The sequence below is a fragment of the Polaribacter pectinis genome (assembly GCF_014352875.1).
Taxonomy (GTDB): Bacteria; Bacteroidota; Bacteroidia; order Flavobacteriales; family Flavobacteriaceae; genus Polaribacter; species Polaribacter pectinis.
Genome location: NZ_CP060695.1, coordinates 3112861 through 3135118, shown reverse-complemented (window position 1 = coordinate 3135118; position 22258 = coordinate 3112861). Strand labels below are relative to the sequence as shown.

Sequence of the window (22258 nt, the reverse complement as noted above, 5' to 3'; positions counted from 1 at the left end):
TATTTACCTTACTAACAGTGGGTTTTTTGTTAGTTCTTTATATTCTTTTCTATTCTTAAAAATTTGAATGGCAGCAAATAAAGCTTGTGTAAATGACGAAGAGCTTGCAATATTTTTACCTGCAATATCAAAACCTGTACCATGGTCTGGAGAAGTTCTAATTTCACTTAAGCCTGCCGTAAAATTAACTCCGTTACCAAAAGAAAGCGCTTTAAATGGTGCTAATCCTTGGTCGTGATAAGCTGCTAAAACTCCGTCAAACTGTTTGTAGGTTTCTGAACCAAAGAAGCCATCTGCCGCATATGGCCCAAAGACAAGTTTACCAGTTTCTTTAATTTCTTCTATTGTTGGCTTTATAATTTCATCATCTTCTTTACCAATTACACCATTATCTCCACAATGAGGATTTAAACCTAAAACCGCAATTTTTGGTTTATTAATTCCAAAATCTTGCTTTAACGAAGTATACATTGTATCTACTTTTTCTTTAATTAGTTCTGGTGTAATTGTTTCTGCAACTTTAGAAATAGGAATATGTCCAGTAATTAAACCTATTCTTAATTCATCTGTCATTAAAATCATTAAACTTTTTCCTTCTAAATTAGCTTCTAAATATTCTGTATGACCTGGAAAATTAAATTCTTCTGATTGAATGTTTTCTTTATTAATTGGTGCCGTTAACAAAACATCAATTGTTTTCTCTTTTAAATATTTTACTGCAGACGCTAATGATTTTGCAGCATATTCTCCAGAAATTTTAGTTGAATTTCCTAATTCTACTGCAACATCCTCTTTCCATATATTTAATAAATTAATTTTATTATGATTTAGTTGACTCAAAGAAGTAATTCCATGAACTGGAACTTCTGAATTGAATGCTTTTTTGTGGTAAGAGATTATTTTTGTTGCACCAAATATTACTGGCGTACAAAACTCTAACATTCTTTTATCTTGAAATGTTTTTAGAATAACCTCTATACCAATTCCGTTTAAATCTCCAATTGAAATTCCAACTATAATTTTATCAGATTTATCCATAGTAACTCTTGTAATATTAGTATTTTTGATTTGTGCAAAAGTAACCAAAATTTAATGATATGTTTACCGGAATTATAGAAACACTTGGCGAAGTTAAAAATCTTGTTAAAGAACAAGATAATCTTCATTTAACAGTAAAAAGCAACATCACAAATGAGTTAAAAATAGATCAAAGTGTGGCTCACAATGGTGTCTGTTTAACAGTTGTAGCTATAAAAAATGATGAGTACACTGTTACTGCCATTAAAGAAACGTTAGAAAAAACGAATATAGGTAATTTGAAAATTAATGATTCAATTAACCTAGAACGCGCTATGAAATTAGGCGATAGATTAGATGGACATATTGTACAAGGTCATGTAGATGAAACTGGAATTTGCACTAATATTATAAATGAAAACGGAAGTACTGTTTTTACTTTTTCCTATAACTCTGATAAAAACAATATTACCATAGAAAAAGGTTCTATAACTATAAATGGTGTTAGTTTAACAGTTGTTAATTCTAAAAAAGCAGCGTTTAGTGTAGCAATAATACCTTATACTTTAGAAAATACAGGTTTTAAGAATATTAAATTGGGGGATATTGTTAATTTAGAATTTGATGTTATTGGCAAATACGTAGCTAGGTTAACTACTTTATAAATTATCTTTAATCTTTTTCACTCCAAAAATTAAACCAGAAATCAATAAAAAAAGAAGGCCTCCATCAACTGGTAAACCAGGTGGTGGTGGTGGTGGCATTGGTGGTGGCACAACTTGTCCACTAACCGTGCATATTAAGACAAACACTAATAATAGTGTAAGATATTTTCTTTTCTTCATTTTATCCCCCCAGATTAAAATTTTGAAATTTGTATGTATTATTTCTGCAAATATATAATTTTTTATCGATTATACCTTGCAGATAAAAGTGGTCCCACTTGGGCTCGAACCAAGGACCCTCTGATTATGAGTCAGATGCTCTAACCAACTGAGCTATGGGACCTAATTATTGGGTGCAAATGTACTATTTATTTTAAATAATTTAATAATTTATTGTGTTTTTTAAGAAAAAAAACCTTGATTTGTATTTTAATACCAATTATGAAACTCTTTACAAGCATCTTATCTCTTCTTTTATCCTTTCAAATTTCTGCACAATTAGTAGAAAAATCAAGCGAAATTGGCGTAAACCATCTATTTAACGATTTAGCAAATATGGGAGGTGGCGCAGTTTTTTTCGATTATAATAATGATGGCTGGGAAGACTTATATATATCTGGAGGTATAGACGAAGACTCTCTTTACAAAAACAAAGGTGATGGAACTTTTGAAAAAATTAACAACATTGGACTTTCTGCAACTGGTGATTATAATACAACATCAGTTGTAAGTGGAGATATTAATAATGATGGTTTTAGAGATTTATTTATTACAACATGGAGAGAAAACCAAGGCGCAAGTGGTTTCGGTAGAAATCTTTTATTTATAAATAACGGAAATGAAACTTTTACAGAAGCTGGAACTTCTTGGGGATTAACAGAAAAAAGCTTCTCAATGGGAGCTAATTTGTTAGATTATAATAACGATGGTCTTTTAGATATTTATGTAATTAATTATCAAAAAAGCTTAAGTACTGTAACTAATTCAAATGGTGATGTTGTAGGTTTTAATGCAGAATGCTATGAGAATTTTTTCTATGAAAATAACGGAAATAATACTTTTACAGAAAAAGCAGCGGCTTTAGGAATTGACAATGATGGATGTGGTTTAGCAACAATGCCTACAGATTATAATAAAGATTTTAACCAAGACATTTATATTGCAAATGATTATGGTGCTTTTAATGTACCAAATACGCTTTACAAAAACAATGCTTCTGGAACTAGCTTTTCTGATGTTTCATCTTCTACAAAAGCTAATGTAGCAATATATGCTATGGGTATTTCTTCTGCAGACATTGATAAAGATGAAGATTTCGACTATTACATCTCCAACCTAGGTAGAAATGTTTTATTACAAAATGATGGTAATAATGTTTTTAAAGATATAGCTACCTCTGCCGGTGTAGAAAACACATTTTCATTAGACGGAAATGGATTATTTAGCACAAGTTGGGGAACCGCCTTTTTAGATATTAATAATGACACTTGGCCAGATTTATTTGTTGCAAACGGAAGGGTACCTGCTGCACCTTTTATTGGCACAGGAGACAGTGACCCAAACTACCTTTTTACTAATAATGGTGATACTACTTTTACACAAACCAAAGTGAGCGTTAACAATAGAGATAAAGGAAGAGGAATGGCATATGCAGATTACGACAAAGATGGAGATTTAGACCTAATTGTTGTTGTTTTAAAAGGTTCTGCAAGTGCTAATCCAAAAACTACTTTTTTTCAGAATCAACTAAACCCAACAGGAACTGATGGTAAAAATTGGATTCAATTTAAATTAGAAGGACAAACCATAAATAAAGATGCTATAGGTGCAAAAGTAATTTTAACTGTTAATGGCGAAAAACTTATTCAAGAAGTTCATGGACAAGGAAGTCATGCAAGTCAGCACTCTTTAGTACTTCATTTTGGCTTGGCAAACAACAGTGTTGTTTCTAATGTTGAAATCCAATGGTCTGCTACATCTAAACAAAGCTTTACAAATATTAATGGAAATAAAAGATATGAGCTAAAAGAAGGTGGCACATTAAGTATAGATACTAATCCTGTTCTAAAAAATAAAGAAATCTCTGTACACCCAAATCCAGTTAAAGATTATTTATCTATTAATAACATTAATGAAAAAAGTACATTTACCATCAGTACAATAGATGGTAAAATTCTAGTAAAAAACCTTTTAAAAGTTGATGAAAAAATAGACTTAACTTACCTAAAGACTGGTGTCTATATGTTGCATATTTTTAACAAGAAACAGAATTTTAATCAATTAATTATAAAAAATAATTAAATAGATCTGTTCATTAACCACAATCCAAAATTCTTAAGATTCGTTTTATCAGCATCTTTAATATCCATTTTGGCCAAAGTATCAAATGCTTTTTGAGTATAATTCTCTATTTGATCTTTTACTAAATTAGGAATATCATACACTTTAAAAATCCTTTTAACATCTGCAATTTTAACCGTATTTTCTTTTAGTTTCTTTCTGTAAAGATATTTTAACTTTCCTTTATCATGATCATTAGAAACTTCTAACGCTTTTAAATATAAATACGTTTTTTTATTTTCAATAATATCTCCACCTACTTGTTTCCCGAATGTTTCTGGATTCCCAAAAGTATCTAAATAATCGTCTTGTAGTTGAAAAGCCAAACCTAAGTTTAACCCAAAATCGTAAATTAAATTTGCATTTTCATCATTGGTTTCTGCAACAATTGCACCCATTTTTAAAGCCGCTGCAACTAAAACCGATGTTTTTAAACGAATCATATTAATATATTCGTCTATGGTAACATCACTTCTTGTTTCAAAATCTACGTCTAATTGTTGACCATCACAAACTTCTAAAGCAGTTTTACTAAATAATTTTGCTAATTTCTGAAAAACAACAGGCTCGTAATTCTCAAAATATTGATATGCCAAGATTAACATTGCATCTCCAGAAAGAATTCCAGTATTTAAATCCCATTTTTCATGAACAGTTGCTTTACCTCTTCTTAAAGGTGCATCGTCCATAATATCATCATGAATTAAAGTAAAATTATGAAAAACCTCAACAGCTAAAGCGGCTGGCAATGCTTTCTTATGACTAGAAGAAAAAATATCTGCCGCCATTAAAGTTAAAACTGGGCGAATTCTTTTACCTCCTAATTGTATGATATAATCAATTGGTTCATATAAATTTTTAGGCTCTCTAACCCAATTTTTTGATTCTAAATAAGTTAGAAATTCTTTCTGATAATGTAAAATGTCCAAATCTATAATTTTTGGTAAAAATAATGTAAAGATTTTTCTCTTCGATATCTAATTGTTAAAAAATATTTAAAACTTTGGAAACTTTTATTGTTTCTAAAGTTTCCTTATGTATATTTGCACCCGAATTATGAAAGAAAAAATAATAGAAAAATCGACAGAACTATTCTTAAATTTAGGTTTTAAGAGTGTTACTATGGACGAAATAGCGAGTTCGTTAGGGGTTTCTAAAAAAACAATTTACAAGTATTTTAGTAACAAAACAGCACTTGTTTCTGCAGTGACAGATTTTATGTTTATAAATATTTCTACAGGAATTAATATGATTTGTGAACTAAAAAAGAATCCTATTGATGAAATTTTTGATATTAAACGATTTGTAATGTCTAATTTAAAAGACGAAAAATCATCTCCACAATATCAATTACAAAAATATTACCCTAAAATCTTTGCTTCCATTAAAAAGAAACAATTTGAAGTAATGCAAGAATGTGTAATAGAGAACCTAAATCACGGTAAAAATCAAGGTTTATATAGAAAAGAAATTGATGTTGAGTTTATTTCACGCATCTATTTCTCTGGAATGATGTCTATTAAAGACAAAGATATTTTTCCTTTAAATGATTACTCTATGAACACTCTAATGGACAATTATTTAGAATACCATTTAAGAGGAATTTGCACAGAAAAAGGAATACAACAATTAAAAAATCAACTAAATCAGAAATAAAAACAAAATGAAAAAAATACTATTGATGTTTTTTATTAGCTCATTTTATTTGAGTTTAAATGCTCAAGAAAAACAAATGAGTCTTTCTTTAGAGGAAGCAATTAATTTTGCTTTAGAGAATAGTTATAACACAAAAACATCTCAAAACGACATACTTTCTGCACAGAAAAAAGTTTGGGAAACCACCACAATTGGTTTGCCACAAATTGATGCGAAAATAGATTATCAGAATTTTATAAAGCAACCTGTTACAATTGCAGATATAAATGGAGATGGAACAAATGAAGAATTTGTTTTTGGAACCAAACAAAATATGAATGCCTCAGTTACTTTAAGACAATTATTGTTTGACGGCTCTTATTTAGTTGGTTTGCAAGCATCTAAAACTTATTTAAAAATTTCTGAACAAGCAAATATTAAAACTGAAATGGTAACTAAAGAAGCTGTTATAAATGCTTATGGTAATGTTTTAGTTAGTGAAAACACCATTTCAATTTTAGAAAGAAATATTAAAATTCTTCAGAAAAACTATAATGATGCAAAAAAAATCTATGAAAACGGATTGAATGAAGAGGAAGATGTAGAGCAATTAGAAATTACTTTAGGGAGTTTAAAAAATCAGCTTGGTAATGTTGTTAGGATGAAAGATATCGCATACCAAATGCTAAATCTTTCTATTGGAAGTTCTATTGACACAGAGCTAACTTTAACTGATAGTTTAGACTCTTTAACGATGCAAAATATCGATTTAGGTATTATTGCAACAGAGTTTAATGTCGATAATCATATCGATTTTAAAATTGCAGAAAACGATCGTGAATCTAAACGTTTATTGGTGAAGTTAGAACAAAGTAAAGCTTTACCTAGCTTAAGTGCTTTTGTTAATTACGGTGCTCAAGCAAATTCAGATTCTTTTACGTTTTTAAAAAGCGACCAACGTTGGTTCGATTCTTCATTATTGGGTGTAAGTCTAAACATTCCTATTTTTAGTAGCTTGGGGAGAAGTGCAAAAACTGCACAAGCAAAAATCGATTTAGAAACTGCAGATTTACGTTTGCAAGAAACAAAGCAACGTTTAAGTTTACAAGCTCAAAAAGTAAAAAACGATTATCAATTTAGTATCGAAAACTATCAAACATCAAAAAGAAACCTTGCTTTATCAGAAAGAATAGAAAAGAAACAAAGAATTAAATTTTTCGAAGGTATTTCTACAAGTTTCGATTTATTACAAGCACAAAACCAATTATATACACAGCAGCAAAACTACATACAATCTATGTTAGATGTTATCGCTAAAAAAGCTGCATTAGAAAACGCATTAAACTTACCAATCAAATAATTACAACCATGAAAAAAATATATTTAGTAATATTAGTAACGCTTGTTTTTGCTTCTTGTGGAGATAAAAAAGAAGTTTCGGTTGATGAAATTTTAGCTACAAATGATGTTGCTCAAATTAAATCGAAAAAAGCAGATTTAGATGCAAAACAACAAGAATTAGCAACTGAATTAAAAAAGTTAAATGACAAGTTAGAAGAGTTTAATGTAGACAAAAACATCCCTTTAATTACCACTTATACAGTTAAAGAGGAAGTTTTTACACACTTTATTGAGTTACAAGGAAATGTACAAACAAAACAAAACGTTTTAATCTACCCAGAAATGCCTGGTATTTTAGAAAGTGTTTATGTTAAAGAAGGACAAAAAGTTTCTAAAGGACAGGTTTTAGCAAGAATTGATGATGGAGGAATGTCTTCTCAATTAGCACAATTAGAAGCAAATGCACAATTAGCAAAAACAACTTACGAACGCCAAAAAAGATTATGGGATCAAAAAATTGGTTCAGAAATTCAGTTTTTACAAGCAAAAACTTCTTATGAAGCGCAAACAAGTGCTGTAAAACAACTAAAAAGTCAGTTAGGAAAATCTACAATTAGAGCTCCTTTTTCTGGAATTATAGACGATGTTTTTAAAGAAAGAGGAACTGTTGTTGCTCCAGGAATGGGTGCAGAAATTTTTAGAATTGTAAACTTATCTAACATGTATATAGAAACAGAAGTTCCAGAAACATACATTGGTAGTATTACAGAAAACAAAGATGTGGAAGTTAATTTTCCTGTTCTTGGAGAAACTGTAAATTCTAAAATTAGACAAGTTGGAAATTTTATAAACCCTAATAACAGATCTTTTAAAATTGAAATCGGAGTTCCTAATTTAAAAGGGAAAGTAAAACCTAACTTAACTGCAAGGTTAAAATTAAACGATTACACAAACCCAAATGCCATTTTAATTCCACAATCTATTATTTCTGAAAACGCAAAAGGAGAACAGTTTATCTATATCATAAAAGATAAAAAAGACAATAATGAAGCTGTTGCAGAAAGATTAATAATTAAAACTGGAAAAACGCAAGGAGACATGATTGAGGTTACAAAAAATCTTGGTGCGGATTCAGAAATTATTATTGAAGGTGCAAGAAGTGTAAATAACGGTCAGGCTGTAAAAGTGATTAATAAAAAGTAATAAAATGGCGGATAAAAATAAACAAGTAGATAAAGAGTTTAAACTTTCGTCTTGGGCAATAAATAATAAAACAACTATTTATGTCGCAATGTTTTTGATTCTTTATTTAGGAATCTCGGCATATTTTACAATGCCAAGAGAAAATTTTCCTGAAATAAACGAAACCAAAATTTACATTAGTTCTGTATATCCTGGAAACACTGCAGAAGATATAGAGAAATTAGTTACAAATCCTTTAGAAGATAGGCTAAAATCGGTAAGTAATGTGGTTAAAATTACCTCAACTTCTCAAGAAGATTATTCTATTATTACTGTAGAGTTTGACGAGAAAATTGATGTAAAAGATGCAAAACAGAAGGTAAAAGACGAAATAGATCAAGAAACAGCAGGTGAAGACTGGCCAACTTTTAATGGTGCAAAAGTAACACCAAATGTTTTTGAGTTGAGTATGTCTGAAGAAATTCCGATTCTTAATATTAATATTTCGGGAAATTACCCAGTTGCAAAACTGAAAGAATATGGAGAATACTTACAAGATGAAATTGAAGATTTAACGGAAATTAAAAAAGTAGATATTCGTGGAGCACAAGAAAAAGAAGTAGAAGTTGCTGTAGATATTTACAAAATGATGGCTGCAAAAGTTAGTTTCGATGATATTACAAACGCTATAAATCGTGGAAATGTAACCATGTCTGCTGGTAATTTTATTACAAGTCAGCAAAGAAGAACCATTAGAATTATTGGTGAAATAGAAAAACCATCTGATTTAGGAGATTTTGTAATTAAGGCAGAAAATGGGAATCCTATTTACTTAAAAGATGTTGCAGAAATTTTCTTTAGAGACAAAGACAAAACAACCTACGCAAGAGAAAATGGCGAAGCTGTTGTAATGTTAGATGTTAAGAAAAGATCTGGTGAAAACATGGTTGCTGCAGCAGATAAAATTGGTAAAATTGTAGCACAAGCAAAACAAAATCATTTTCCACCAGATTTAAAAGTAACTATTGCAAACGATCAATCTCCAAAAACAATTGGGCAAGTAGACGATTTGGTAAACAATATCATCTTTGGAGTTATTTTGGTAGTAATTGTTTTAATGTTTTTCCTTGGTTTTAAAAACGCCATTTTCGTTGGTTTTGCAATACCAATGTCTATGTTTATGTCTTTAATGATTTTAGGCGGATTAGGCTACACCTTAAATACAATGGTACTTTTTGGTCTTATTATGGGACTTGGAATGCTGGTAGATAATGGAATTGTGGTTGTAGAAAACGTCTACAGATTAATGGACGAAGAAGGAATGACCAGAATTGAAGCTGCCAAAAAAGGTATTGGAGAAATTGCTTTTCCTATTATTATTTCTACTGCAACTACTGTTGCAGCATTTATTCCTTTGGGTCTTTGGCCAGGAATTATGGGACAGTTTATGGTAATTTTACCAATAACTTTATCTATTGTTTTAGGTTCATCATTATTTGTTGCGATTTTCTTTAACTCTGTTTTAGTTTCTCAATTTATGAGTACAGAAGATAAAGACATGCCATTAAAAAGCATTATCAAATTAACAAGTATTATGGCAATTATTGGGTTGTTCATTTTCTTCTTTGGAGGCGAATACAACGCTTTAGGTACTTTAATGATTTTCACTGCAATTATGTTGTGGGTTTATAGACTATTCTTAAGAAAAGCTGCAAATTATTTTCAGAAAAACACGTTGGTTACTTTAGAAAATTGGTATGGAAGACAATTGAAAAAAGCATTATCTGGCTGGACTCCTTATGTTTTAGTTACTGGAACTTTTATTTTATTATTTGTAGCATTTGCAGGTTTTGGTTGGTCTGTAGGTGAACAAAGAACAAAAATCGAGTTTTTCCCAGATAACAAACCAAACCAAATTATTGTTTATATCGAGTATCCTGAAGGAACAGATATTGAGAAAACAAACCAAATTACTAAAGAAATAGAGCAGAAAGTTTACGGTGTTTTAAACCAAGATATGTACATCAAAAATGGTGAAAATTTCATGGTAGAAAGTACAGTTTCTCAAGTTGGTGAAGGTGCAGGAAATCCACAAACAGATGGAGGTTCTTCTGCAGAAATGCCTCATAAAGGAAAAATTACTGCTTCTATGCGTGAGTACAAATATAGAAATGGAGAAGACAGTGAAATTCTACGTCAGAAAGTACAAGCTGCTTTGGTTGGTATTTATCCTGGAGTTTTAATTTCTGTTGAAAAAGATGCAAATGGACCACCTGCTGGTGCACCAATTAATATAGAATTGAATGGTGAAGATTACGAAGAATTAATTTTTACAGCAGAAAGAATGCGTGACTATTTAAATACGCAAAGTATTTCTGGTGTTGATGAATTAAAGATTGATGTAAATAAATCGAAACCTGGAATGCAAGTTTTGGTAGATCGTAAAAAAGCAGGTGAATTAGGTGTTTCTACAGGACAAGTTGGGCAACAATTAAGAGCTTCCATTTTTGGAAATAAAGCCGGTATTTACAAAGAAAACGGAGAAGATTACGATATTTATGTTCGTTTTAACGAAGATGATAGGTATGATAAAAGTGCTGTTTTTAATCAGAAAATAACGTTTAGAGACCCAGCTTCTGGTAAAATAAAAGAAATTCCTGTTTCTGCTGTTGCTACTCAAACCAATAGTTCTGGTTTTAGTGCCATTAAACATAAAAACGTAAAAAGAGTAGTAACTGTTTATTCTGCATTGTCTCCTGGAGAAACAGATGCTGGTGCTGTTGTTGCGAAGATTCAGAATTCGATGAAGAATTTTAAAGACTTGCCTAAAGGAATTAAAATTGATTATACTGGACAAATTGAAGAACAAAACAAACAAATGAACTTTTTGGTTGGTGCGTTTTTTACAGGTTTAATGTTGATTTTCTTCATCTTAATTTTCCAATTTAATTCGGTTTCTAAACCAGGAATTATAATGTTGGCAATCTTTTTAAGTTTCATTGGAGTTTTTGGAGGTTTGGTTATTTCTGGAGCACCTTTTGTTATTATGATGACCATGGTTGGTATTATTTCACTGGCTGGAATTGTAGTAAATAACGGAGTTGTATTATTAGATTATGCACAACTATTAATTGACAGGAGAAAAATACAAGATGGTGTTGCAGATGAAGATTATTTACCTTTAAACAGTTTATTCGAATCTGTAGTTAAAGCTGGTAAAGCACGTTTGAGACCTGTTTTATTAACAGCAATTACTACTATTTTAGGATTAATTCCTTTAGCTATTGGTTTAAATATTAACTTCTTCACCTTGTTTAGCGAGTTTGATGCCAATATTTATATGGGTGGTGACAATGTTGTTTTCTGGGGACCTTTAGCAAAAACAGTAATTTATGGATTGTTAATCGCGACTTTCTTAACATTGATTGTAGTGCCTATTTTATTCTTCTTAATTACAAAGCTGAAAATGAGAATAAAAGGACAATTACCTCATCAATTAGAAAAGCAAAAAGAAGAATTAATCTTTAACATGGACAAAAGATTAGATGAGAAAAATCAAATCTAAAATACGTTAGAAGAGAATATTATATATTAAAAAAGGGTTAAAACGTATTCAGTTTTAACCCTTTTTAATTTTGTTAAATATCAATTAGTTTTTGTAGACTTTGTTTACTAACAATTTGCCATTTTCCAACATCGTTTTCACTATAAAAATAGAGTTCGATTTTAAGTTTTTAGAATCAATTATAATATTAGAAGTATCATTTTCTGATTTAAAAATTTCTTCTCCTAATAAATTATAAATAGCCACATTAGTAATAACATTGTTATTTAAAGTTTTTAAAACAAGTCTATTTGTTTGATTTTGAATCTGAATATTATTTACCAGCTCACTATTATCATCAACGTCTAAACTACCACCTTCAGCAATTAAAACAAGAGAGAAACGATCATTAAATTCTCCGTCTTCAAAAGTTGAAAAAACATAATCTGAATATTTTAAATCGTGAGCAATATCTAAATTTTTATCTACTATATAAACAGTAGTATTTTCTATTTTTCCTTCAACTTTATCAATAGAAATGGTAAAGTCTCCAAAAGTATCAGAAGAAAAACCTAAAGGAATAATTTCAGATTCTTTTAAAGGAGATTTTCCTTGTATACCAAAGTGCTTGTCATTTAAAATTGAGTATAGGTTTAAGCTCGATTTTCCAGAAAAACGTATACCATCATATTTATTGTCTTCATTGTCTGTAGCATCCTCTAAAAAACCAATTAAAATTTGACTAAATGATTTTTCATTGTTTATATTCAACCAAATTCTATCTGTGGTTTCTTCTTTTTGTTTTTTAGTTGAACTACTTCTAAAGAAAGAAGTATTATTCCCAGCAATTCTCATTCTATTTGTAAAGTTTAAAGAACTAGACAATGCTTGTACAAAAAAACCTTGCGCAGAGGCTATATTACCATCTGGTACTGCACCTCCTGTAGCTGCTGCACTACCTGCACCAACACCACCAACACTGTTATACATTGCATAATCATCTTCTGTATTTGCTTCTGTACCATCTTCTGGGGTATTATGTGTCCAAAAATAAATTGTCCCACCAATATTTGCAACATTGTCATCTAAAAAAGTATCTGCATCAATTGCTGAAGGATAAGGATTTCCTACTAAATTCCAATCGTTATCTGCATTTCCATCGGAAGTAAAACCTAAAGCAACAGGAATATCTCCATTGTTAAATGGAGCGCCTGTAAAAGTTGCAAGTTGAGGGCCTGGATAAGTACCATAACTTGGCCCTTCTAAAGAATATCCAATTCCTGGGTTCATAGCTGTAGCAGGACTTCCTAATATATAACTTTGCGAACCTGCATCAAAAGAATAAAGCAAATGTGCACTTGTAGCAACCGCTGCAAAAGTTGCAGATGTTATTGGTGAAGACCAATAAGTAAAAACGTGGGCAGAAGATTGAGAACTTGTTTCTCTTTTTACTGTATAATCTGTACCAGAATTCATACCATCTGATATAACTTGTACAACAGAACCTCCACTTTCCACAATAATTGTTCCATTGTTTTTAATATCTTCATCTACAGTAACTGTTGCTCCATTATTTACTGTTAATGTATTTCCTGAATTTACTTGGCAAGTACATGTTTCGAATTCTGTAGAAGGAGTAGCTGTGTAATTATCATCTATAATTGTAAACACAAATTCTGAGCCAGGAATACTCCAAGTACCTGCACTATAAGTAGATTTAAAGGTACCTCCAAAAGTTTGGTTTGTAGTATTATTAGCTATCCAATTACCTTTGGTTGAAATACTTTTTAAAATTTGAGCTTTTGTTCCAGCAGTTGAACCATTATACTTGTAATTATCTTGATGTATTAAAGCTACTGCTGTTTCACCATCTTCTAAACCTAAAGGTAGAGCGGATTTTTTTGTAGCGTTAGATTCTCCTGGTAAAAAAATTGGCTGCCATTGACCACTTGGACCTCTTGAATTTAAGGCATACACAAAAGAAGGAGAGGCTAAAGTACCTTGATAAGCAATTACTTGATCACCACCATTTGTATTTAAAGAAATGTTCGTAAATGTAAAAGTTATTATTTCACCACATGAAATGTCTGTAGCTGCAGTCCAAACATCTACACCTTCAGTAGTCCTAAAAGTATTATTACTATACCAACCATTATCAGTAAAATTAATAGTCGTTCCAGATTCCATACTTCTTAAAGCTACAAATTTCATAACTTCTGTACCTGCATTCCCTGTAGAATTATACTGCAAAAAAGCAATATCACCAGCTTGTAATGTTGTTTGAGAAAACAGTATATTTGAAAGTAAAATGAATAGAATAAATGTTATTTTTCTTTTCATAAGTGGGAATGTTTTATAAAATGCAAAAGTAAAAAGAATTAAATTATTGTGTGTTAAAGTTATATGAAATTAAAAAAATCTTTTACGGTTGATGAATTAAAACGCAAATTAGAAAACTATTGTGTATATCAAGATAGATGTCACAAAGAAGTAGAGCAAAAAATGCGCGATTATAATTTAATTCCTGAAGCTAGAGAAATGATTCTTTTAAGTTTAATGAAAGATAATTTTTTAAACGAAGAACGTTTTTCAAAAAGTTTTGCCAGAGGGAAATTCAGAATAAAAAACTGGGGAAAACAACGAATTGTAAGAGAATTGAAGTTTAGAGATATTTCTGCCTATAATATAAAAACGGCTTTAAAAGAAATTGATGAAACAGAATACATTGAAACCATTTACAGAATTACAGAAAATAGAAATGAAGTAATTTCTGAACCAAATATTTACAAAAGGAAGAAAAAATTAATTGACTTTTTAATGCGTAAAGGCTTCGAAAATGAATTAATTTACAAAGTAGTAAATGAAGTTGTTTCGTAGTTTCAACTTTCCTAAAAAACGATAATCTGTAATTCGTTTTTTAGCAAAAAAGAGAATTCAAATAAAACTATTTTTGAAATCTTTTCAAGAAAATAGAATCGTTCTTTTTCTTTGCAGAAATTACTGCTTCAATATCTTCATTTGGTATTGAAACGGACAATACATAATGTTTAATTTTCCAAGAATTATTAATATTTTCTAAAACTCCAGAACCTCTACAAGTTCCCATTTGGGTATTTAGCAATTCATCAAACCAAGCAAAATCACCTGTGTTATTTATAAAAATATTTCTTTCTAAAGTTGTAAAACTCCAAGCTTTTCCTTTATCAAAATATGGTTTACTAAAGGCTTCAAATTGTTTTTTGTTCCAGTTTTCTGTTGCATCTGTTCCTATAAAAACAGAATTATCATCCATTTTATCAAAATAACTATTAAAATCTGCTTTAGAAGCTGCTTGATGCCAATTTTTTAGCACTTTACTTATTTTCTTTTTATGAAGAGATTTTGTTTTTAAGTCTAAAGTTTTGATTTCATTTTTTTGGTTACAACCAAATAAAATCAACGAAAATGTAAGAAAGATTAAGATATTTTTCATAATTTATTAGTTTCTACTTTTCTTTTTTTTTGCTTTATAATCAATAGGCGGACCTTCATATTGCACCTTTTTCTTTAAGTCTTTTTCCTTTATCATATCCTCTATAGATTTTTTAGAAATACTATCAATTTTTGTTGAATCTATTCCAATAAAATCTAAATTTACATCAATTGCATCTTCAAAACGTTTTTTAGAAAGAATGGTATTTATTTTAGTGTTTACTGCAGAAAAAGCAACTATAGTCTTATCTACTTGCGCATTAATTTCTTCTGTTTTTATAGCTGGTATAAATGTTAAATCTGCCAATCTTAAAACTTCATTATTAAGAATATTTACTCTGGCGTTAAAAGAAGGAATGTCAAAAATACTAGGTTTTACACTATCTTTTAGACCTTTAACTAAATCTCTTAATTCTAAAGCATTACTTAAAACTTCGTTTGGTGATGCTTTTTCAAACTTCTGTAAAAAAGAATTTACAGCATTTAGTTCTTGCCAATTTTCTACCTCTTTTCTAAAAGTAGGATTTATACTTTCTGAAGGTTTATGTTCTTTTACAACACTTAACAAAGGTTTAATTTGTTCATTCTCGGCACTTTCTTTTTGCTTGTTTCCGCAAGAAAAAAAGATAAAACAACATATTATGTAAGCTATATTTTTCACAATTGAATTTAAAAAAGTAAAAATACATAATTTAAAAGCATCCACATTTATTTTAAGAAAATACTAACAAATAACACAATTTTAATTCTAAAATTATTGAATAATTATTTTAGCGAATATTAATTACGAATACCTAAATTAATTACCTTTGTTTTTGATAAAAATATAATTTTAAAAAATGAGTGAAACCATCTTAGTTTTAGGTGCAAGTGGTCAAATTGGAAACGAACTAACCCAAAGACTGCGTGTTTTATACGGAAACAATAATGTAATTGCTTCAGATATAAGAGAAGGAAACAACCAAATGATGTCTTCTGGACCTTTTGAGTTGATTGATGCAACAGACAAAGAAACCATTTTAAAAGTCATAAAAAAATACAATGTTTCTCAAGTATATTTATTAGCGGCAATGTTGTCTGCAACTGCAGAGAAGTTCCCACAAAAAGCTTGGGATTTAAATATGAACTCTTTGTTAGCAGTTTTAGATTTAGCAAAAGAAAAACATATTAAACAAGTGTATTGGCCAAGTTCTATTGCTGTTTTTGGACCTACAACTCCCAAAGAAAATACGCCACAAAAAACTATTATGGAACCTTCTACAGTTTACGGAATTAGTAAACTTTCTGGTGAGTTTTGGTGTAATTACTATCATAAAAAATATGGTGTAGATGTTAGAAGCTTGCGTTATCCTGGTATTATTTCTTGGAAAACAAAACCTGGTGGTGGCACAACAGATTATGCTGTAGACATTTATTTTAAAGCTATTGAAGATGGAAATTACGAATGCTTTCTATCAGAAAACACACGTTTGCCAATGATGTACATGAATGATGCTGTAGAAGCAACTATAAAAATTATGCAAGCAAAACCAAAAGATGTAAAAATTAGATCAGCTTATAATTTAGCTGCAATAGATTTTACACCAAAAGAAATTGCTTTAGAAATTAAAAAACACATTCCTAATTTTACTATAACTTACAAACCAGATTTTAGACAAGAAATTGCAGATTCTTGGCCTTCTTCAATCAATGATAATGATGCCAAACAAGATTGGAATTGGAATCCAAAATTCGATTTAGAATCGATGACAGAAGATATTATTAGCAATCTAAAAGCAGAATAAATTTGTTGTAAGTTTTAGTGTTTTTAACGTCTAAAAAGTTGAATTTAGAAGTATTTATTATGAAAAATATCATAGAAAAAAGTTTACAAAAAACACTCACATATCAAGAGTACATAGATTTAGTAAAAAATTTATTAGAGGAAGGAAAATCTACTGGTTCTGAACAATCTGATGCGTTAACAAATTATAGTATGTTAAACGACAGAAGAATGAAACGTTTAGATAAGACTATAAAACTGTCTGAGGAAACAATTAAAGAAATTAAAAAAGTAGAAGAACCACAAACTTGGCTGGTAATTTCTGAAGGTTGGTGTGGAGATGCTGCACAAAACTTACCTGTAATTAATAAAATTGCAAGTACAAACGAAAACATTAACCTAAAAATAGTTTTACGTGATGATAATTTAGAATTGATGGATTTGTTTTTAACAAATGGCGGTAGATCTATTCCTAAATTAATTGCGCTAGATAAAGAAAACAACGTTTTAAACACTTGGGGACCAAGACCAACTATTGCTACTAAAATGGTAGCAGATTATAAAGCCGAACATGGAAGTTTAAACGCCGAATTTAAACAAGAACTGCAGGTTTGGTATAACAAAAACAAAGGACAAAGTGTACAAGATGATTTTATACAACTTGTAAAAAAAACTGCACTTAAAGAGGTTTAAACGTATTTTAATAAAAACTTAAAACCGCAAGTTGATTTTTATCAGTTTGCGGTTTTTCTTTTCTGTACCTTTGCATTTTAAAATAAACAAATGTTTGTAGATTATAGTTCAATTCCTGATGATGCTAAAGTGTGGATTTATCCTTCTAGCAGAAAATTCTATCCTAATGAAATTGAGGAGATTGAAGAAAAAGTGAAAAATTTCATAGAAAATTGGAGAGCTGATGATGAAAATTTTAAAGCTTCCTATAAATTTCTTTACAATAGATTTATAGTTCTAGTTGCAGATGATGAAGCTTCACCATTAAAAAATACTGAAATAGATGCTTCTGTATCCTTTATTTTAGAGCTTCAGAATGATTATGAAGTTGAATTGCTAGACAAGATGAATGTTTGTTTTAAACAAGGTGAGTTTGTGCAATACAAAGATTTAAAAGACTTCAAAAAGTTATTAAAGAACAAAGCAGTTACTGCCAAAACCATAATTTTTGACAATCTAATTACAACTAAACAAGATTTTGATAATTTTTGGGAAATTCCTATTGAAGAAAGCTGGTATCGTAGATTTTTGTAAGATCTTTTTACTAGTTCCTAATTTTAATTTTGCATACATCTAGTAAACTTCATAATTGGCAGTTAAGAATTTAAGTTGCTCATAAACTTAATTTCTTATAATTTCGCTAACAACCAATATAAGCTATCTAAACGATTTTATATTAGCATTAAAATTGCTAATAATTTTGACCTACTCTAAAAATTAACAACAAAATAATCATGCATAATACCCGAAAACAAACTTATATCCTACTTATATTTTCCTTTGTTTTGTTCAGTTGTAATAGCAATCAAAATGATTTTAAGATAAAACAAGGAGATTTACTATTTCAAAATACTGGAACAGACGAAATAGATAACGCAATTAAAAAAGTAACAGCTACTTCACTTTCTAGAAACTATTCGCATGTTGGAATAGCAATGCAAAAAGATGAAAAATGGTTTGTACTGGAGGCAATACCAAAAGAAGGAATTTGCCAAACTCCTTTAAAAAAGTTTCTGAATAGAAATAAAAATAAATTTAACAAATCTCAAACCACGGTTGCAAGATTAGATAAATATTACCAACCTTATATTTCTAAAGCAATAGTGTATGGAATCGAAAGATTAAATACACCTTATGATGATATTTTTTTATGGAATGACGATTCTTATTATTGCTCTGAATTAGTTTATAAAATGTTTTCTACTCAAAATATACCAACAGATTCTATTCCTTTTCTTACTCATCCAATGACATTTAACGACAGTACAGGAAATCCAATGTCAAGTTGGGTAACTTATTACAAAACACGCAACCAGCCAATTCCTGAAGGAATTGAAGGAACAAACCCTAACTTAATGGCAAGCAGTCCTCACATAAAGTTTGTGCATGATTATGAGAAAGAATAAGCTAAATCAATATTAGCTATAGTTAGCATTTTATCAAAAGCAAAAAAACCTCCATATTCTGGAGGTTTTTCAATATTTATAACTTCTAATTTTATTATAAAATATAATCTGTACTAATAAAATTAGACACTTTTTTATCTAACAATTCTTGTAAAATAGCATTGTTATACTCTGTATCTTTAGCCGCAACAAAAGTTCTAATTGAGAAAGAACGCAAAGCATCATGCACACTTAAAGTAGCAACTGCAGAATCTTTTCTTCCTGTAAAAGGATACACATCTGGTCCTCTTTGTGCTGCACTGTTTAAGTTAACTCTACAAACCAAGTTTACTAAAGTGTCTATTAATGGCGCTAACGTTTTTACTTCGCTACCAAAAACACTTACTTGTTGTCCGTAATTGGATGCAGCCATATCATCTAAAGGCTCTTGAATATTTTTAAATGAAACGATTGGTGTAACTGGACCAAATTGCTCTTCATCAAAAACTCTTGAATCTTTAGAAACAGGATATAAAACTGCCGGAAAAATATAATTTTCAGTCGTTTCACCTCCTTTTTTATTAATCACTTTTGCTCCTTTTGCAGTAGCATCGTCAATTAGTTCTTGAATATATGCTGGTTTTCCTGGTTCTGGTAATGGTGTTAATTTTACGCCATCTTCCCAAGGATTACCAAATTTTAAAGCATCTACTTTTGCTGCAAAACGCTTGTTAAATTCATCTACAATATGCTCATGAACATATAATATTTTTAATGCAGTACAACGTTGTCCGTTAAAAGAAGTTGCACCTGCAATACACTCGTTAATTGCCAAATCTAAATCTGCATCTGGTAAAACAATTCCTGGATTTTTAGCTTCTAAACCTAAAACTAAACGCAATCTATTTTTCTGTGGATGATTTGCCTGAATCGCATTTGCAGATTTACTGTTTCCTATTAAAGCCAAAACATCAACTTTACCAGTTTTCATGATTGGTGTCGCTAAAACTCTACCTCTACCATAAATAATATTTACTACTCCAGCAGGAAAACTATCTCTAAACGCTTCTAATAAAGGTGATAATAATAAAACTCCATGTTTTGCTGGTTTAAAAATGGCTGTATTCCCCATAATTAAAGCAGGAATTAACAATGCAAAAGTTTCATTTAAAGGATAGTTATAAGGTCCTAAACATAGAACAACTCCTAAAGGACCTCTTCTAATATGTGCGTGAACTCCGCTGTTTTTTTCAAACTTCGCAGAATCTCTGTCCATTTGTTTGTAATCTTCAATCGTATCGTAAATATATTCTACAGTTCTATCGAATTCTTTTTGAGAATCTGGTAAAGATTTACCAATTTCCCACATTAATAATTTTACAATTTCTTCTCTTTTGGTTTTCATTTGAACCACAAACTTTTCCATGGCTGCAATTCTACCTTCTACTTTCATAGTTGGCCATAAACCTTGCCCTTGATCGTAAGCTTTTAAAGAAGCATTTAAAGCTTCTATTGCTTCATCTGCAGTTAAATCTGGAACTGTTCCTAATAATGTAGGTTTGTATTCTTTTGTTGATGAAATTGTTGAATAAACTTCCGCATTTGCGCCTTTCCATTCTTTTAATTCACCACCAACCAAGTATGTATTTTGGTTTACAAGTGAAGTAATTTTATATTCGTTCGGAATTTCTTTAAAAGTATTCTTCATAATTTGAAATTTAATAATTTGTCTAAAAATTGATTGATTTGTCGTAAATATTTAGACGTATTTACGTATCAAAATTAACTAAAAATAACCGTAAAATACCTCTATTGTCTTTTAAAAGACGAAAAGGTTTTCGGGTTTTCATCTTATTTGAATCGCATAATTAATACTTACACTAAAAACTGAAACAAATCTGGTTTGTCATTTAAGTACTCTCCAAAAAAGTTACGATTCTTCATTCTTTCGATTAAAGGTGCTAAATCAGCAGATGTTTTCAACTCTAAACCAACCACTGCAGAACCATTTGCTCTGTTGCTTTTTTTGGTATATTCAAAATGAGTGATGTCATCATTTGGACCTAAAATTTCTGCCACGAATTCTTTTAAAGCTCCTGCTCTTTGTGGAAATTTTACAATAAAATAATGTTTTAAATTCGCATACAATAATGCACGTTCTTTAATTTCTGCTGTTCTTGTAATATCGTTATTACTTCCACTAACTACACAAACTACATTTTTCCCTTTTATATCCTCTTTAAAAAAAACTAAAGCTGCAATACTTAAAGCACCTGCAGGTTCTACAACAATAGCGTCTTTGTTGTATAAATCTAAAATAGTCTGACATATTTTTCCTTCGGGAACTGTAATTACATTATGCAAATTTTGCTGACAAATAGCAAAGTTTAAATCGCCCACTTTTTTTACTGCTGCTCCATCTACAAAAGGATCTATTTCAGCTAAAAAAGTGTTTTCTTTATTCTTTATTGATGTTAACATAGAAGGTGCGCCTTCTGGTTCTACCCCAATTATTTTTGTGTCTGGAGATAGATTTTTAAATACAGATGATAATCCTGCAGACAAACCTCCACCACCAATTGGTACAAAAACGTAATCTATTTTTTTATCAGTTTGTTCTAAAATTTCTAAACCAACTGTTGCTTGTCCTTCTATTACTTTTTCATCATTAAAAGGATGAATAAAGGTTTTCTTTTTTGCATCACATTCTAAAGTTGCTGCGTTAAAAGCATCGTCGAAAGTATCGCCTTCAATTACCACATCAATAAAATCTTCTCCAAACATTTTTACTTGGCTTATTTTTTGATTTGGTGTTGGCGAAGGCATAAAAATAGTTCCTTTTATCTGTAATAATTTACAAGACAAAGCAACTCCTTGTGCATGATTTCCTGCACTTGCACAAACAATTCCTCGCTGTTTTTCATCTGCATTTAAAGAAGACATTTTATTGTAAGCACCTCTAATTTTATAAGAACGAACCACTTGTAAATCTTCTCTTTTAAATAAAATATTCGCCTCTAATTCTTTAGAAAGATTAATATTTACGTTTAAAGGAGTTTTGTAAGCAACACCTTCTAACTTCTTGGCAGCAGCTTTTATGTTTTCTAAACTTGGGAAATAAATTGGTTTCGTTTGCATAGTCAAATGTAAAAAGAAAACCTGTCAGATTTAAATTCTGACAGGT

19 protein-coding genes and 1 tRNA gene are annotated in these 22258 nt (G+C 30.1%); 11 read left to right on the top strand and 9 right to left on the bottom strand.

What is annotated here, in order from left to right; all coding sequences use genetic code 11:
- Positions 1-3: 3 nt before the first annotated feature.
- Positions 4-1038, bottom strand: a complete 1035-nt coding sequence (gene pdxA, locus H9W90_RS14040) for a 4-hydroxythreonine-4-phosphate dehydrogenase PdxA (protein ID WP_187482205.1) — start codon at positions 1036-1038, stop codon at positions 4-6.
- A 59-nt stretch (positions 1039-1097) separates the two neighbouring features.
- Between pdxA and H9W90_RS14035 the strand changes: the two genes are divergently transcribed.
- Entirely contained in the window at positions 1098-1682 is a 585-nt protein-coding gene (locus H9W90_RS14035; RefSeq protein ID WP_187482204.1) for a riboflavin synthase, read from the top strand.
- Here the strand turns inward: H9W90_RS14035 and H9W90_RS14030 are convergent.
- Together H9W90_RS14030 and H9W90_RS14025 are read right to left on the bottom strand one after the other, a co-directional pair.
- Positions 1677-1862: a PID-CTERM protein-sorting domain-containing protein gene (locus H9W90_RS14030; RefSeq protein ID WP_187482203.1), complete on the bottom strand. Its 186-nt coding sequence runs from the start codon at positions 1860-1862 to the stop codon at positions 1677-1679. The genes H9W90_RS14035 and H9W90_RS14030 overlap by 6 nt on opposite strands.
- Before the next feature lie 89 nt (positions 1863-1951).
- A tRNA-Ile gene (locus H9W90_RS14025) sits at positions 1952-2025 on the bottom strand.
- 98 nt (positions 2026-2123) lie between these two features.
- Between H9W90_RS14025 and H9W90_RS14020 the strand changes: the two genes are divergently transcribed.
- Positions 2124-3983: an FG-GAP-like repeat-containing protein gene (locus tag H9W90_RS14020; protein WP_187482202.1), complete on the top strand. Its 1860-nt coding sequence runs from the start codon at positions 2124-2126 to the stop codon at positions 3981-3983.
- Here H9W90_RS14020 and H9W90_RS14015 read toward each other — a convergent pair.
- Positions 3980-4951, bottom strand: a complete 972-nt coding sequence (locus H9W90_RS14015) for a polyprenyl synthetase family protein (protein ID WP_187482201.1) — start codon at positions 4949-4951, stop codon at positions 3980-3982. The genes H9W90_RS14020 and H9W90_RS14015 overlap by 4 nt on opposite strands.
- Before the next feature lie 127 nt (positions 4952-5078).
- Between H9W90_RS14015 and H9W90_RS14010 the strand changes: the two genes are divergently transcribed.
- From H9W90_RS14010 to H9W90_RS13995, 4 genes are read left to right on the top strand one after another with little or no spacing between them, the layout of a single operon-like run.
- Positions 5079-5678: a TetR/AcrR family transcriptional regulator gene (locus H9W90_RS14010; protein ID WP_187482200.1), complete on the top strand. Its 600-nt coding sequence runs from the start codon at positions 5079-5081 to the stop codon at positions 5676-5678.
- A 7-nt stretch (positions 5679-5685) separates the two neighbouring features.
- Positions 5686-7017, top strand: a complete 1332-nt coding sequence (locus tag H9W90_RS14005) for a TolC family protein (protein WP_187482199.1) — start codon at positions 5686-5688, stop codon at positions 7015-7017.
- 8 nt (positions 7018-7025) lie between these two features.
- Positions 7026-8201 carry an efflux RND transporter periplasmic adaptor subunit gene (locus H9W90_RS14000; RefSeq protein ID WP_187482198.1) on the top strand — a complete coding sequence of 392 codons (1176 nt, stop codon included), beginning with the start codon at positions 7026-7028 and terminating at the stop codon, positions 8199-8201.
- A 4-nt stretch (positions 8202-8205) separates the two neighbouring features.
- Entirely contained in the window at positions 8206-11745 is a 3540-nt protein-coding gene (locus H9W90_RS13995) for an efflux RND transporter permease subunit (protein WP_088354901.1), read from the top strand.
- A gap of 84 nt (positions 11746-11829) precedes the next feature.
- On the opposite strand, the gene H9W90_RS13990 is transcribed toward H9W90_RS13995, so the two are convergent.
- Complete coding sequence (locus H9W90_RS13990) at positions 11830-14064, bottom strand: DUF8693 domain-containing protein (RefSeq protein WP_187482197.1); 2235 nt, start codon at positions 14062-14064, stop codon at positions 11830-11832.
- A gap of 63 nt (positions 14065-14127) precedes the next feature.
- Here H9W90_RS13990 and H9W90_RS13985 point away from each other — a divergent pair, with 63 nt between their 5' ends.
- Positions 14128-14601: a regulatory protein RecX gene (locus tag H9W90_RS13985; RefSeq protein WP_187482196.1), complete on the top strand. Its 474-nt coding sequence runs from the start codon at positions 14128-14130 to the stop codon at positions 14599-14601.
- 67 nt (positions 14602-14668) lie between these two features.
- Here H9W90_RS13985 and H9W90_RS13980 read toward each other — a convergent pair whose 3' ends face one another.
- Together H9W90_RS13980 and H9W90_RS13975 are read right to left on the bottom strand one after the other, a co-directional pair.
- Entirely contained in the window at positions 14669-15196 is a 528-nt protein-coding gene (locus tag H9W90_RS13980) for a nuclear transport factor 2 family protein (protein ID WP_187482195.1), read from the bottom strand.
- 6 nt (positions 15197-15202) lie between these two features.
- Complete coding sequence (locus H9W90_RS13975; protein ID WP_187482194.1) at positions 15203-15856, bottom strand: hypothetical protein; 654 nt, start codon at positions 15854-15856, stop codon at positions 15203-15205.
- A gap of 178 nt (positions 15857-16034) precedes the next feature.
- Between H9W90_RS13975 and H9W90_RS13970 the strand changes: the two genes are divergently transcribed.
- The 4 genes from H9W90_RS13970 to H9W90_RS13955 all read left to right on the top strand — a co-directional run bounded on the left by H9W90_RS13970 (position 16035) and on the right by H9W90_RS13955 (position 19095).
- The gene (locus H9W90_RS13970) at positions 16035-16979 is read left to right on the top strand and encodes an NAD-dependent epimerase/dehydratase family protein (protein WP_187482193.1); all 945 of its coding nucleotides are present in this window, start codon (positions 16035-16037) and stop codon (positions 16977-16979) included.
- A gap of 59 nt (positions 16980-17038) precedes the next feature.
- Positions 17039-17650, top strand: coding sequence for a thioredoxin family protein (locus H9W90_RS13965; RefSeq protein ID WP_187482192.1), 612 nt, complete (start codon positions 17039-17041; stop codon positions 17648-17650).
- 90 nt (positions 17651-17740) lie between these two features.
- Positions 17741-18223: an ABC transporter ATPase gene (locus H9W90_RS13960; RefSeq protein ID WP_187482191.1), complete on the top strand. Its 483-nt coding sequence runs from the start codon at positions 17741-17743 to the stop codon at positions 18221-18223.
- Positions 18224-18423: 200 nt separating this feature from the next.
- Positions 18424-19095, top strand: coding sequence for a YiiX/YebB-like N1pC/P60 family cysteine hydrolase (locus tag H9W90_RS13955; RefSeq protein ID WP_254712501.1), 672 nt, complete (start codon positions 18424-18426; stop codon positions 19093-19095).
- Positions 19096-19189: 94 nt separating this feature from the next.
- On the opposite strand, the gene H9W90_RS13950 is transcribed toward H9W90_RS13955, so the two are convergent.
- Together H9W90_RS13950 and ilvA are read right to left on the bottom strand one after the other, a co-directional pair.
- Entirely contained in the window at positions 19190-20782 is a 1593-nt protein-coding gene (locus H9W90_RS13950) for an NADP-dependent glyceraldehyde-3-phosphate dehydrogenase (protein WP_187482190.1), read from the bottom strand.
- A 167-nt stretch (positions 20783-20949) separates the two neighbouring features.
- The gene (gene ilvA / locus H9W90_RS13945) at positions 20950-22212 is read right to left on the bottom strand and encodes a threonine ammonia-lyase IlvA (RefSeq protein ID WP_187482189.1); all 1263 of its coding nucleotides are present in this window, start codon (positions 22210-22212) and stop codon (positions 20950-20952) included.
- Between the last annotated feature and the right edge of the window lie 46 nt (positions 22213-22258).